Source organism: Amycolatopsis sp. NPDC000009 (assembly GCF_055563465.1).
On sequence record NZ_JBVHDI010000001.1, the window covers coordinates 333,778 to 346,241 of the forward strand.

The 12,464-nt window shown below is 69.5% G+C and carries 10 protein-coding genes; 5 read left to right on the plus strand and 5 right to left on the minus strand.

Annotated elements, in window-relative coordinates:
* Positions 1 to 13 precede the first annotated feature (13 nt).
* Positions 14 to 757 carry an SDR family NAD(P)-dependent oxidoreductase gene (locus ACZ3HL_RS01735; protein ID WP_465528126.1) on the plus strand — a complete coding sequence of 248 codons (744 nt, stop codon included), beginning with the start codon at positions 14 to 16 and terminating at the stop codon, positions 755 to 757.
* Between the two features lie 48 nt (positions 758 to 805).
* Positions 806 to 2,206 (plus strand): LCP family protein, encoded by a 1,401-nt coding sequence (locus tag ACZ3HL_RS01740; RefSeq protein WP_465416436.1) that lies wholly within the window; start codon positions 806 to 808, stop codon positions 2,204 to 2,206.
* Between the two features lie 3 nt (positions 2,207 to 2,209).
* Here ACZ3HL_RS01740 and ACZ3HL_RS01745 read toward each other — a convergent pair whose 3' ends face one another.
* From ACZ3HL_RS01745 to ACZ3HL_RS01755, 3 genes are all read right to left on the minus strand, one after another.
* Positions 2,210 to 3,094 carry a hypothetical protein gene (locus ACZ3HL_RS01745; protein WP_465528128.1) on the minus strand — a complete coding sequence of 295 codons (885 nt, stop codon included), beginning with the start codon at positions 3,092 to 3,094 and terminating at the stop codon, positions 2,210 to 2,212.
* Between the two features lie 82 nt (positions 3,095 to 3,176).
* Positions 3,177 to 5,489, minus strand: coding sequence for an FdhF/YdeP family oxidoreductase (locus tag ACZ3HL_RS01750; RefSeq protein ID WP_465416430.1), 2,313 nt, complete (start codon positions 5,487 to 5,489; stop codon positions 3,177 to 3,179).
* A 43-nt stretch (positions 5,490 to 5,532) separates the two neighbouring features.
* On the minus strand, positions 5,533 to 5,853 hold the full coding sequence (locus tag ACZ3HL_RS01755; RefSeq protein ID WP_465416428.1) for a hypothetical protein: 321 nt from the start codon (positions 5,851 to 5,853) through the stop codon (positions 5,533 to 5,535).
* 122 nt (positions 5,854 to 5,975) lie between these two features.
* On the opposite strand from ACZ3HL_RS01755, the gene ACZ3HL_RS01760 reads away from it, so the two are divergent.
* Entirely contained in the window at positions 5,976 to 8,609 is a 2,634-nt protein-coding gene (locus ACZ3HL_RS01760; protein ID WP_465528130.1) for a valine--tRNA ligase, read from the plus strand.
* 51 nt (positions 8,610 to 8,660) lie between these two features.
* On the opposite strand, the gene ACZ3HL_RS01765 is transcribed toward ACZ3HL_RS01760, so the two are convergent.
* The gene (locus tag ACZ3HL_RS01765) at positions 8,661 to 9,536 is read right to left on the minus strand and encodes an SGNH/GDSL hydrolase family protein (protein ID WP_465528132.1); all 876 of its coding nucleotides are present in this window, start codon (positions 9,534 to 9,536) and stop codon (positions 8,661 to 8,663) included.
* A gap of 107 nt (positions 9,537 to 9,643) precedes the next feature.
* Positions 9,644 to 10,273, minus strand: a complete 630-nt coding sequence (locus ACZ3HL_RS01770) for a class I SAM-dependent methyltransferase (protein WP_465528134.1) — start codon at positions 10,271 to 10,273, stop codon at positions 9,644 to 9,646.
* A gap of 70 nt (positions 10,274 to 10,343) precedes the next feature.
* On the opposite strand from ACZ3HL_RS01770, the gene folC reads away from it, so the two are divergent.
* Together folC and ACZ3HL_RS01780 are read left to right on the plus strand one after the other, a co-directional pair.
* A complete protein-coding gene (gene folC, locus ACZ3HL_RS01775) occupies positions 10,344 to 12,020 on the plus strand; it encodes a bifunctional tetrahydrofolate synthase/dihydrofolate synthase (RefSeq protein WP_465528136.1) in 1,677 nt (558 codons plus the stop codon).
* Entirely contained in the window at positions 12,017 to 12,412 is a 396-nt protein-coding gene (locus ACZ3HL_RS01780) for a DUF4233 domain-containing protein (RefSeq protein WP_240594590.1), read from the plus strand. Before folC ends, ACZ3HL_RS01780 begins: the two co-directional genes overlap by 4 nt.
* Positions 12,413 to 12,464: the final 52 nt, after the last annotated feature.

Here is a 12,464-nt window from a genome sequence, read left to right on the forward strand (position 1 = left end):
GTAAGGTCGGGGCGTGGGAGTTCTGGTCACCGGGGCGTCGCGCGGCATCGGCCGTGCGATCGCCCGCGCCTTCGCGGAAAAGGGCGACCGTGTCGCCGTCCACTACGCCTCGAAGCGGGAGGACGCCGAGCGGACCCTCGGCGAGCTGCCCGGTTCCGGCCACGGGCTGGTCCAGGGCGACCTCTCAGATCCCGAGGTGGCGCAGCGGGTCGCCGACGAGGCCGAGGCGCTGGTGGGCGGGGTGGACGTCCTCGTGAACAACGCCGCCTTCGCGCCGTCCGCGCCTTCGGCCCATCCTGTCGCCGAAGTGTCCTATGAGGACTGGCAGCGGGTCTGGCGGCGGATGCTCGACGTCAACGTGCTCGGCACCGCGAACGTGACCTACTGCGTGGCCCGGCACATGATCGGGCGCGGCGCGGCGGGCCGGGTGGTCAACATCGGCTCGCGGGGAGCCTTCAAAGGCGAACCCGAGTTCCCGGCGTACGGCGCGAGCAAGGCCGCGCTGCACTCGCTCGGGCAATCGCTCGCCGTCGCCCTCGCTCCGCACGGGATCGCCGTGACCACCGTCGCCCCCGGCTTCACCGCGACGGACCGGGTCGCGGCGAAGGTCGAAGGCGCGAGCGGCGAGAGCCCGTTCGGCCGGGTCGGCACGCCGGAGGAGGTCGCGGCGGCGGTGCTCTACCTCGCTTCCGGCGACGCCGCGTGGGCGTCCGGCGCGATCCTGGACCTGAACGGCGCGTCGTACCTGCGGATGTGAACTGGATCACCTATGCATCAATGAGGGCCTCCCGCGCGTCTTAGGGATGTGCACAAGCTGGGGAAGGTCCTGGTCGCCGCGCTGGCGGTGGCGGTGTTCGGCGGGACCGCGTACGGGTACACGACGTTGGAGTCGCTCGACGGCGTCACGCGTGAAGACGTGATCGAAACGCCGGACCCGGGAGAGCAGCCCGCCGACGGTTCACTGGACATCCTCCTGGTCGGCCGCGACGCGCGGACCGACAACCAGGACCGGCCGCTCCCGCCGGAGGTCCTGCGCGAACTGCGGGCAGGCGCGAACGGCGACGACCTGACCGACACGCTCATCGTGCTCCGCATCCCCAACGGGCAGCAGGCCGTGAAGGCGTTCTCGATCCCGCGTGACTCGTGGGTCGCGCAGCCGGGCACGAAGGACAAGAGCAAGATCAACGAGATCTTCGGCCGGACCAAGTTCGCCTCGGCGAGCGAGCAGCGCGCGGCGGGCAAGACCGACAAGGCCGAGATCAACAAGCAGGCGATCACCGCCGCCCGGAAGGCGACCCTGAAAGCGGTCGAGGAGCTCAGCGGCGTCAAGATCGATCACTTCGCCGAGGTCAACCTGCTGAGCTTCTACGAGATCAGCAAAGCGGTCGGCGGGGTCGAGGTCTGCCTGAACAAGGCCACCAAGGACCGGGATTCCGGCGCGGACTTCCCGGCCGGGCGGCAGACGATCCAGGGCGCCGACGCGCTCGCCTTCGTCCGCCAGCGCAAGAACCTGCCTCGCAGCGACCTCGACCGCGTCCGTCGTCAGCAGGTGTTCCTCGCGGGGCTGGCGCAGAAGGTGCTGTCCGGCGGGACCCTCGCCAACCCGGCGCGCGTGTCCGATCTGATCGACGCGGTGAAGCGTTCGGTGGTGCTCGACGGTTCGTGGGACCTGCTCGATTTCGTCCGGCAGATGCGCGGGGTGTCCGGCGGCGGTATCGCGTTCGAGACGATCCCGGTGGTCAACCCCGACTACCGCTACGACCCCCGGCATCCGACCTGGACCGCGGTGCAGGTGGATCCCGCCCAGGTGCGCGCGTTCGCCGCTTCGCTGATCGGCGCGCAGCCCGCGACCCCGCAGGCGCCCGCCGGCCCCAAGGTCGACGTCGTCAACGCCAGTGGCAAGGACGGTCTCGCCGCCCGCGTCTCGGATCTGCTGGCGGAGAAGGGTTTCGGCAAGGGCGACACGAAGGCCGAGGCCGGGCGGCGGACGTCGGTCGTCCGGTACAGCGACGCGGCCGGGCCCGCGGCGGAGATCGCGAAACTGCTCGGTGGACTGGACGTCCAGAAAGCCGATTCGGTCGCCGCGGGCCAGGTCGAGGTCGTACTAGGCCAGGTCTACAAGGGACCTGGCGTGTCCGCGGGCGGGGGAGCGCCCGCTCAGGGCGACCAGCCGATCACCCCGGACGGTGCCGGCTGCATCGACTGATTCTCAGCCCGGCGGGACCTTGCCGTTCTTGGCCACCGGAAGGCCCAGTTGCACCGGTTCGGTGATGACGACCTCTTCGCCGGGAAGCCGCGCCAGCACCGGGTTCAGATGGGTCAGTTTCAGCGTGACCGGCCCGACGACGCTGGGCGCGGTGCCGACGTCCGCCTTCGCCAGATCCAGCCATTGGACGGTGCCGAGCACCTCCGGCGGGATCTCGTCACCGCGTTTGGCCACCGGGACGCACAACTGCCGCGCGTTGCCGACCTTGACATCCACCTTCGGCCGGTCGGCCAGCACCGGGTTGAGATGGCCCAGCGTCAGCGGGAACGGGACGGTGGGGATGCCGAGGACGCGCAGGGCGTAGCACTCGAGGTCGATGTGCCGCACGAACGACAGGATCTCCGGCGGCGGCAGCTTCCCGTTCTTCGCGACCGGGACGCACAACTGCTCCGGCGACAACATCGTGACGTGGGAATCCTGGATGCCGAGCTTCTGTACGACGGGGTTCAGGTGACTCAGCGTCAGCGGGAATTCCACCGCACGGCCTTCGATCCGGTAGCACGACAGGTCCACCCAGCGGATGTAGTCCACGATCCCCGGCGGCGGGATCGCGCCGTTCTTCGCGACCGGCACGCAGAGCTGTCGGCGTTCCCCCAGCTTGACCGTCTCCGACGGCAATTTCGCGAGGACGGGGTTGAGGTGCGTGAGGGTGAGCTCCACCGGGGGCGGTTTGTAGCCCTCGGTCCGGTAGCAGGACAGGTCGAGCTGGGAGACGAAGGACAACGGCGGCGGTGCGCCCGGAGCGGCGGTGGCCGCGCCGGGCAGGACCGCGACGAGCAAGAGCGAGGCCAGGGCGGCGAAGCAGCGCAGAGTCGATCTTCGTGACATGGCAAGGCCTTTCCGCGAAGTGGGTTGGCCACTTCACGGTGGACCCCTGCCGAGCCCTCCCGACACCGCCGACCGGGCGCGCTTAAGGTGCGGTCACCGGCTCCAGCCGCACCACGATCGCCTTCGACACCGGGGTATTCGACTTGTCGGCCACCGAATCCAGCGGTACCAACGCGTTCGCCTCGGGGAAGTACGCCGCCGCGCAACCCTTCGCCGTCGGGTAGGAGACCACCCGGAACCGCGGGGCCCGGCGGTCGCCGTCCCGCCATTCCGAGACCAGGTCGACCATCGCGCCGTCGGCGAGTCCGAGCGAAACCAGGTCCTCGGGGTTCACCAGCACCACGCGCCGCGCGTCCTCGATCCCGCGGTAGCGGTCGGAAAGCCCGTAGATCGTGGTGTTGTACTGGTCGTGGCTGCGCATCGTCTGCAGCAGCAGCCTGCCTTCGGGAACCTCGGGATACTCGAGTTCGGAGACGGTGAAGTTCGCCTTGCCGTTGGCGGTCCCGTTGAACTGCCGGGAATCGCGCGGCGCGTGCGGCAGGACGAACCCGTCCGGCTCGCGCACCCGGGCGTTGTAGTCGTGACAGCCGGGGACGACACGGGCGATCCGGTCACGGATGAGGTCGTAGTCGGCGTGGAAGTCCCGCCACGGCACGGCGTGCCCGGCGCCGAGCAGGGCCTCCGCGAGATGACAGATGATCGCGACCTCGGACAGCAGGTGCTCACTGGCCGGGGCCAGCCTGCCGCGTGAGGTGTGCACCTGCGACATCGAGTCCTCGACGGTGACGAACTGCTCGCCGCCCGCCTGGACGTCGCGTTCCGTGCGGCCGAGGGTGGGCAGGATCAGCGCGGTCTTGCCGGGGACCACGTGCGAGCGGTTGAGCTTCGTCGACACGTGCGCGGTCAGCGAGCACGACTTGAGCGCCTTCTCGGTCAGCTCCGTGTCCGGGGTGGCGGACGCGAAGTTGCCGCCGACGGCGAAGAAGACCTTGCCCTCGCCGTCCCGCATCGCGCGGATCGCGGCGACGGTGTCGTGCCCGTGGTCTCGCGGGACCTTGATGCCGAACTCGGCGTCGAGACTGTCCATGAAGGACTCGGGCATCTTCTCCCAGATGCCCATCGTCCGGTCGCCCTGGACGTTGGAGTGCCCGCGCACCGGGCACAGGCCCGCGCCCGGTTCGCCGATCATGCCGCGCACCAGCGCCAGGTTCGCGACCTCGGAGATCGTCTGCACCGCGTGCTTGTGCTGGGTCAGGCCCATCGCCCAGCAGTAGATGGTCCGCTTCGAGGTCGCGATCATCCGCGCCAGCCGCTCGATCTGCTCCCGCGGCAACCCGGTCGCCGCGTCGACCTCGGCCCAGTCGATCTCCCGTAGATGTTTCGCGTAGTCCTCGAACCCTTCGGAGGACGACTCGATGAACGCGTGGTCGACGATCGTGCCGGGGGTCTCCTGCTCCCACTTCAGCAGGAGGTGACCGATCGCCTGGAACAGCGCGAGGTCGCCGCCGAGCCGGATCTGCGCGAACTCGTCGGCCAGCGGGGTGCCCTTGCCGACCACGCCGCGGACGTTCTGCGGGTTCTTGAACCGCATCAGACCGGCTTCGGGCAGCGGGTTGACCGCCATGATCTTCGCGCCGTTGCCCTTGGCCTCCTCCAACGCCGACAGCATGCGCGGGTGGTTCGTGCCCGGGTTCTGGCCGACCACCACGATCAGGTCCGCCTGGTGGATGTCGGCGAGCGACACCGATCCCTTGCCGATCCCGGTCGTGGCCGCGAGCGCCGCGCCGGAGGACTCGTGGCACATGTTGGAGCAGTCGGGGAGGTTGTTGGTGCCGAAGGAGCGCACGAGCAGCTGGTAGAGGAAGGCGGCCTCGTTGCTGGTGCGGCCGGAGGTGTAGAAGATCGCCTCGTTCGGGTCCTGTAGCGCGCGAAGCTCGTCCGCGACCAGCGTGAACGCGTCGTCCCAGGAGATCGGCTCGTAGTGCGAAGCCCCCTCGCGCAGCACGAACGGCTCGGTGATGCGGCCCTGCTGCCCGAGCCAGTAATCCGTCTTGTCCGCCAGGTCGTGGATGGAGTGCGTGGCGAAGAACTCGCGGCCGACGCGGCGCTTCGTCGCCTCCTCGGCGACGGCCTTCGCGCCGTTCTCGCAGAACTCGGCGAGCTTGCGGTGCTCACCGTCGACCTCGCGCGGCTCCGGCCAGGCGCAGCCTGGGCAGTCGAAGCCGTCGCGCTGGTTCAGCAGGCGCAGCGTCTTCACCGTGCGCGCGGCGCCCATCTGTTCCATGCCGCGCATCAGGGAGACGGCGACCCCGGGGATCCCGGCCGCCCAGCTCTTCGGTTTCCCTACTTCGAGCTGTGTCTCGTCAACGTCGTTCGCGGGTGCTTCGCGGGTCATGACCCCATCGTGCGCCTTGCCGCTTCCGCGCGCGACCGAGGGGTCAGGCGTCGGTGACGAGCCGGGTGATCTGCGATTCGTCCAGCGGGAACCAAGGTGTCTCGTTGACGCCGCGTTCCTGCACCGCGTTCACCGTCACCGCGGCCACGACCAGCACGATCAGGGCGACGAGCGCGGCGACGCCGGGCCACCGGCTCGACCCCGGCGCGGAGTAGCCGCCACCGGCGGCCGCCTTGCGCTGCTTGCGGCGCTTCTTCTTGAGCTCCTTCTTCGCGCCGAGCCAGGCGTCCAGTTCGGCGTGCTTCTGCCAGCTCGGGTCCACCAGGTCCGGGTGGGTCTCGATCCGCCGGTCCTCTTCGTCCATCTGACTCGTGTCCCCCGGTTGGTGTGATCCGCCGCCGAATTCCACCGGCCACCTTACCCGGACCATCGCGGCGTTACGGCCGGTGAGGAACTCGATGGAGAGGGTTCGTAGACTTGTCAACTGTGACCGAGAACGCCCAGCCGCAGCAGACCGACCTTCCGGGTACCTGGAACCCGGCCGACGAAGAAGCCTCGCTCTACCAGCGTTGGGTAGACGCCGGCTACTTCACGGCCGACCCCACGTCGGACAAGCCGCCGTTCACGGTAGTCATCCCGCCCCCGAACGTGACCGGTTCGCTGCACATCGGGCACGCGTTCGAGCACACCCTGATCGACGCCATCACCCGCTACCACCGCATGCTCGGCGACGAGACGCTGTACCTGCCGGGCATGGACCACGCGAGCATCGCGGTCCACGCGCTGGTCGAGAAGCAGCTCCGCGCCGAGGGCACCAGCCGCCGCGAGCTCGGCCGCGAGGCCTTCGTGGAGCGCGTCTGGCAGTGGAAGAACGAGCACGGCGGCAAGATCCTCGCCCAGATGAAGCGTCTCGGCGAGGGCGTGGACTGGACCCGTGAGCGGTTCACCATGGACGACGGCCTGTCCAAGGCCGTCAACACGATCTTCAAGAAGCTCTTCGACGACGGCTTGATCTACCGCGCCGAGCGGCTGGTCAACTGGTCGCCGGAGCTGCGGTCGGTGCTGTCCGACGCCGAGGTGAAGCACGAAGAGGTCGAGGGCGAACTCGTCTCGATGCGCTACGGCGACGGAGAGAACGCGATCGTCGTGGCCACCACCCGGATGGAGACGATGCTCGGCGACACCGCCGTCGCGGTCCACCCGGACGACGAGCGCTACACCCACCTCATCGGCACCGAGGTCGAGCTTCCGCTGACCGGGCGCAAGATCCCGATCGTCGCGGACAAGCACGTCGACCCGGAGTTCGGCACCGGTGCGGTCAAGGTGACGCCCGCGCACGACCCGAACGACTTCGAGATCGGCCAGCGGCACGACCTGCCGATGATCACGATCATGGACGAGCAGGGCCGGATCGACGGCACCGGCACCGAGTTCGACGGCATGGACCGCTTCGAGGCCCGTGTCGCGGTGCGGGAGAAGCTGCGGGAGCAGGGCCGCATCGTCGCGGAGAAGCGTCCGTACCTGCACAGCGTCGGGCACTCCGAGCGGTCCAAGGAGCCGATCGAGCCGCGGCTCTCGCTGCAGTGGTTCGTCAAGGTCGGCCCGCTCGCGAAGGCCGCGGGCGACGCGGTGCGCGACGGCCGCGTGAACGTCCACCCGGCGGAGATGGAGAAGCGCTACTTCGACTGGGTCGACAACCTGCACGACTGGTGCATCTCGCGCCAGCTGTGGTGGGGCCACCGCATCCCGGTCTGGTACGGCCCGAACGACGAGGTCGTCTGCGTCGGACCGGACGAGGAGCCGCCTTCGGGTGAGGGCTGGACCCAGGACCCGGACGTCCTCGACACGTGGTTCTCCTCGGGGCTGTGGCCGTTCTCCACCCTCGGCTGGCCGGAGAAGACGCCGGACCTGAACAAGTTCTATCCGACGTCGGTGCTGGTCACCGGCTACGACATCCTGTTCTTCTGGGTCGTGCGGATGATGATGTTCGGCCTCTACGCCACCGGCGAGGCGCCGTTCAAGACCATCGCGCTGCACGGCATGGTCCGCGACCAGTTCGGCAAGAAGATGTCGAAGACCGCGGGCAACGGCGTCGACCCCATCGAGTGGATGGACAAGTACGGCACGGACGCGCTGCGGTTCACCCTCACGCGGGGCGCCAACCCGGGCACCGACGTGCCGATCGGCGAGGAGTGGGTCGCGGGCTCCCGGAACTTCACCACGAAGCTCTGGAACGCCACCAAGTTCGCGATGATGAACGGCGCGGACGCGAACGCCTCGCTGCCGCCTGCCGCCGAGCTCACCGAGGCCGACCGCTGGATCCTCGGCAGGCTCGGCAACGTCGTCGACGAGGTCACCGGCTACCTGGCGGACTACCAGTTCGCGAAGGCCACCGACACGCTGTACCAGTTCACCTGGACCGAGCTGTGCGACTGGTACCTGGAGCTGTCGAAGGTCCAGGTCTTCCAGGGTGACGAGGCCCGCGTGACGGCGACGCGCGCGGTGCTGGGGCACGTGTTCGACACCGTGCTGAAGCTGCTGCACCCGTTCATCCCGTTCATCACCGAGAAGCTGTGGACGGCGCTGACCGGCCGCGAATCGCTGGTGGTCGCCCCATGGCCGGTGGCCGACGCCTCGTACGCCGACGCCGTGGCGGACAAGCGGATCGCGGACGTGCAGAAGCTGGTCACCGAGGTCCGCCGCTTCCGCGCGGACCAGGGCCTCAAGCCCAGCCAGAAGGTGGCCGCACGGCTGTCCGGCGACGGGTTCGCCGAGATCACCGGGCACGACGAGCCGATCCGTGCGCTGGTCCGGCTCACCCAGCCCGAGGAGGGCTTCGCGCCGAGCGCGTCGCTCGAGGTCGGCCTGTCGGCCGGTGTGGTGACCGTGGAGCTGGACCTGTCCGGCACGATCGACGTCGCCGCCGAGCGCAAGCGCCTGCAGAAGGACCTCGGCGCGGCGGAGAAGGAACTGGCGCAGGCCGAGGCCAAACTCGGCAACCAGGCCTTCATCGACAAGGCGCCGGAGCCGGTGATCGGCAAGATCCGGGCCCGCAAGGAGACCGCGGTCGCGGATATCGAGCGCATCAACGCCCGGCTGGCGACGCTTCCCGCCTCCTGACCTCGTGAGTGGCAAGGACGGTTAGAACCGTCCTTGCCACTCACGAGGCTTTCAGCGGAGGTGACGGAGGATCACTCCGGCTACGCCTGCCATCCCCGTGCGATACGGGTGGTAAGCCGCCGCGGCGAGCAGTTTCGTGTGCTGCCCGTTGATCCAGGCGGCCCCGTTCTTCGCGCAGGCGTCGTGCCCGGCGGACGGACCGAAGGTGTCCACGAAGGTCGCCTTGCCATCGGCGGCGACGGCTTTCTCGATCGCCGAGTTCAACGCCTTCTCGACGTCGTTGAGCCACGCGTAGTCGCCCTCGGCGAAGGGCAGGATCTTCGGGCAGTAGCCGCGTTCCGGCGCGATCCGCGGGTAGCCGACGACGAGCACGTCGGCACGCGGCGAGCGGGCGTGGATCCCGGCCAGCACCTTCTCGACGTTCTTGCCGGTGTCGGCGATCTTGGCCTTGATGGTGTCGACGCCACCCACGGTGAACCGGTCCTGGCACGGGTTCCCCGTGGGATCGCTCGCGCGCAGTGACGGGCAGGTGCCGACGAGCGTGCCGAAGACGCCGTAGTCGTTGCCGCCGATCCCGACCGTGACCAGGTCGGTGTTCGCGCGCAGGGCACTGAACTGGGGCGGGTTGCTGCCGAGGGTGACGCTCTGCCGCCGCGTCATGTCGGTGGTGTCGGCGCCACCGCAGCTGATGTCGGTGAAGGAGCGGACCCGCAGTGCCGAGGCGAGTATCGACGGGTAGTTCTGCGTCGACTTGCCGCAGAAGAGCGGGTCGAGGCGGGGGAGCGGGATGAGCGGCCCGGAGGTGTAGGAATCACCCAGCGCGACGTAATTCCGGTAGGACCGCGTGGTGGCGGTGGCCGCCGTGGCGGAGGCGATCAGCAGGACGACGGTCGAGACGGCCGCGAACAGGACGCGTCTGTAGCGCATGAGGACCCCGATCTCCGGACTGGATGGCCTCTCAAAAATGAACCGGATCCGCTCCCGTCGGCGCCGCCGATCGGGTGGTCGGGTGCCGGTTTCACCCGCTTGGGGTGTCACATCGGGTGATCATCTTCCGGCCGCCGGTAGACGAGGAGATAGCGGAAGAAGAGCAGGTTCCGGACCTTGCTCCCCGGCAGCAGGCGGCCCGCGTCGCGCCGGATCCGGTTCATCGGCGGGTAGGTCTCCGCGATCGGCGCCGCCGGCAGCGGATCGACCCCGCCGTTCAGCCGGTCTCCGGCGTACACGATCACCCTGGCCACGGCGTTGACCGGGGTGGCCACGAGGGCCCGCGCGTAGTCGGCGAACGTGCTGGGCCTGCCGAGGCCGAGCACGGCCAGCACACCGCCCGGGACCAGCGCGTCACGCAGCTTCGTGACCGTGTCGAACGGCACGTGGTGGAGCGAAGCGAGGCAGGAGATGAAGTCGTACGCCGCCTCCGGCAGCTTTTCGGCGACCACGTCGGCCTGCCGGTACGAGATCGTGCCCGGTCCCGGTGAACCGGCGGCGCGGGCGAGCTCGATCATCGGACCGGACCGGTCGATCGCCTCGACGTGCATCCCGGTCGCCGCGAGCCGCCGCGCGAACCGCCCGCCGCCGCAGCCCACGTCCAGTGCCACGCCGGGGCCGGGAGGCAGCTGGTCGAGCAGCAGCGGGTGGTAGTGGTCGTTGTGGTTGAACCCCATGCGTCGAGAGTGCCAGGAAAAGCCGCACGTAGACTCGGTCCGACAGGTAGCAAGGCTAAGAGGAGAGTTCGTGCCGCGAGGTGACGGCCGGGATTCCGAAGATTTCAGGGAATCCCCGGACCTGGCAGATCTGGACAGTTTCGCCGGTGTCGACGAATTGGGGGCCCGCGCCCACGATCCGTCCGACGACACCGACCCGGATCTGGACGCACCCGACGCCGCGTACCAGGCGGGCGGCGGTGCACGGGGTGGCATCGGCGGGATCGGGCAGCTGGGGGACAACCTCGCGCTCGGCCCCGTGCCGGACCTCGTCGCCCCCGAGGACGTGGAACTGCACGAACTGGACGACCAGGGCGACGAGTTCGCCCCGGCCGACCCGAACGGGCAGCAGGCGCGCCGCGAACTGCTCGCCGTCGAGGCCGAGCTGAACCAGCGCTGGCCCGAGACCAAGATCGAGCCGTCCCTCGCCCGGATCGCGGCCCTGGTCAACCTCATGGGTGAACCGCACCGCGGCTACCCGGTGCTGCACGTCGCCGGGACCAACGGCAAGGGCTCGACCACCCGGATGATCGACGCGCTGCTGACCCGGATGGGTCTGCGCGTCGGCCGGTACACGAGCCCGCACCTGCAGCTGGTCACCGAGCGGATCGCGCTCGACGGTGCCCCCATCTCCGCCGCCGCGTACGTCGACCTGTACCGCGACGTCGCGCCGTACGTGACCATGGTGGACAACGCGGGCGGGCCCGACGCGGTGCCGATGAGCAAGTTCGAGGTGCTCACCGGTATGGCGTTCGCGGCCTTCGCCGACGCGCCCGTCGAGGCCGCGGTCGTCGAAACCGGGCTCGGCGGCTCCTGGGACGCCACCAACGTCGTGGACGGCGACGTCGCCGTCATCACCCCGATCGGCGTCGACCACGTCGAGTACTTCGGTGGCTCTCCGGCCAAGGCCGCGGTGGAGAAGGCCGGGATCATCAAGCCCGGCAGCGTCGCGGTGATCGCCGAGCAGGACCCCGAAGTGCAGAAGATCCTGCTGGAACGCGCCGTCGAGGTCGACGCGAGCGTCGCCCGCGCCGGCAGCGAGTTCGGCGTGCTGGAGCGGGAGGTCGCCGTCGGCGGGCAGATGCTCAAGCTGCAGGGCCTCGGCGGGGTCTACGACGAGATCTTCCTGCCGCTGCACGGCGCCCACCAGGCGGCCAACGCCGCGCTCGCGCTGGCCGCCGTCGAAGCGTTCTTCGGCGCGGGCAAGGACAAGCAGCTGGTCATCGAAGCGGTCCGCGAGGCCTTCGCCGAAGTCGAGACCCCCGGCAGGCTGGAGCGCGTCCGCGCCGCGCCGACCGTGCTGCTCGACGCCGCCCACAACCCGCACGGCGCCAAAGCGCTCGCGACCACCGTCGCCGAAGAGTTCGCCTTCCGCCGTCTCGCCGCCGTGGTCAGCGTGATGGCGGAGAAGGACGCCCGCGGCATCCTGGACGCCCTCGAACCGGTGGTGTCCGAGATCGTCGTCACCAAGAACTCGTCCCCGCGTGCGATGCCGCTCGACGAGCTCAACGACATCGCCATCTCGATTTTCGGCGAAGACCGGGTCGTGGCCGAGCCCAGCCTGGACGCCGCGATCGAGACCGCCATCGGCCTCGTCGAGCAGAGCGACGACCCCGAGGAACCCCTGGCGGGAGGGGGCGTGCTGGTCACCGGCTCGGTCGTCACCGCGGGCGAGGCCAGGACCCTGTTCGGTAAGGAGCCGGCGTGACCGACGAAACCCCGAAGCCGCCCGCCAAGGACCCGATGAAGTCCTTCCGCGGCGTGATGGCCGGTTCGCTGATCATGGAGGGCATCACCGTCGCGCTCGCGCTGCCGGTGGTGGCGAAACTCGGCGGCGGCGTCGGCTCGCTCACCGGCTGGTCGGTGATCGTCATCGCGGTCGCGCTGATCGTGCTGTGCGGGTTCCTGAAGAAGCCCTGGGCGGTGCCCGCGGTGCTCGTCCTGCAGGTCGCGCTGATCGCGTTCTTCGTCGCGCTGCCCGCCGTGGCGATCCTCGGGGTGATCTTCCTCGGGATCTGGCTGTGGCTGCTGTGGCTGCGCCGCGATGTGGCGCGGCGGATGGCTGCCGGGACGTTGCCCAGCCAGCAACAGGCTCAGTAGGCCTCGTGAGTGGTAAGGACGGTTCTAACCGTCCTTACCACTCACGAGGTTT

Coding starts and splice junctions, on each gene's coding strand:
- ACZ3HL_RS01745 (WP_465528128.1), bottom strand. CDS start 3,094: ATGTCACGAAGATCGACTCTGCGCTGCTTCGCCGCCCTGGCCTCGCTC.
- ACZ3HL_RS01750 (WP_465416430.1), bottom strand. CDS start 5,489: ATGACCCGCGAAGCACCCGCGAACGACGTTGACGAGACACAGCTCGAA.
- ACZ3HL_RS01755 (WP_465416428.1), bottom strand. CDS start 5,853: ATGGACGAAGAGGACCGGCGGATCGAGACCCACCCGGACCTGGTGGAC.
- ACZ3HL_RS01765 (WP_465528132.1), bottom strand. CDS start 9,536: ATGCGCTACAGACGCGTCCTGTTCGCGGCCGTCTCGACCGTCGTCCTG.
- ACZ3HL_RS01770 (WP_465528134.1), bottom strand. CDS start 10,273: ATGGGGTTCAACCACAACGACCACTACCACCCGCTGCTGCTCGACCAG.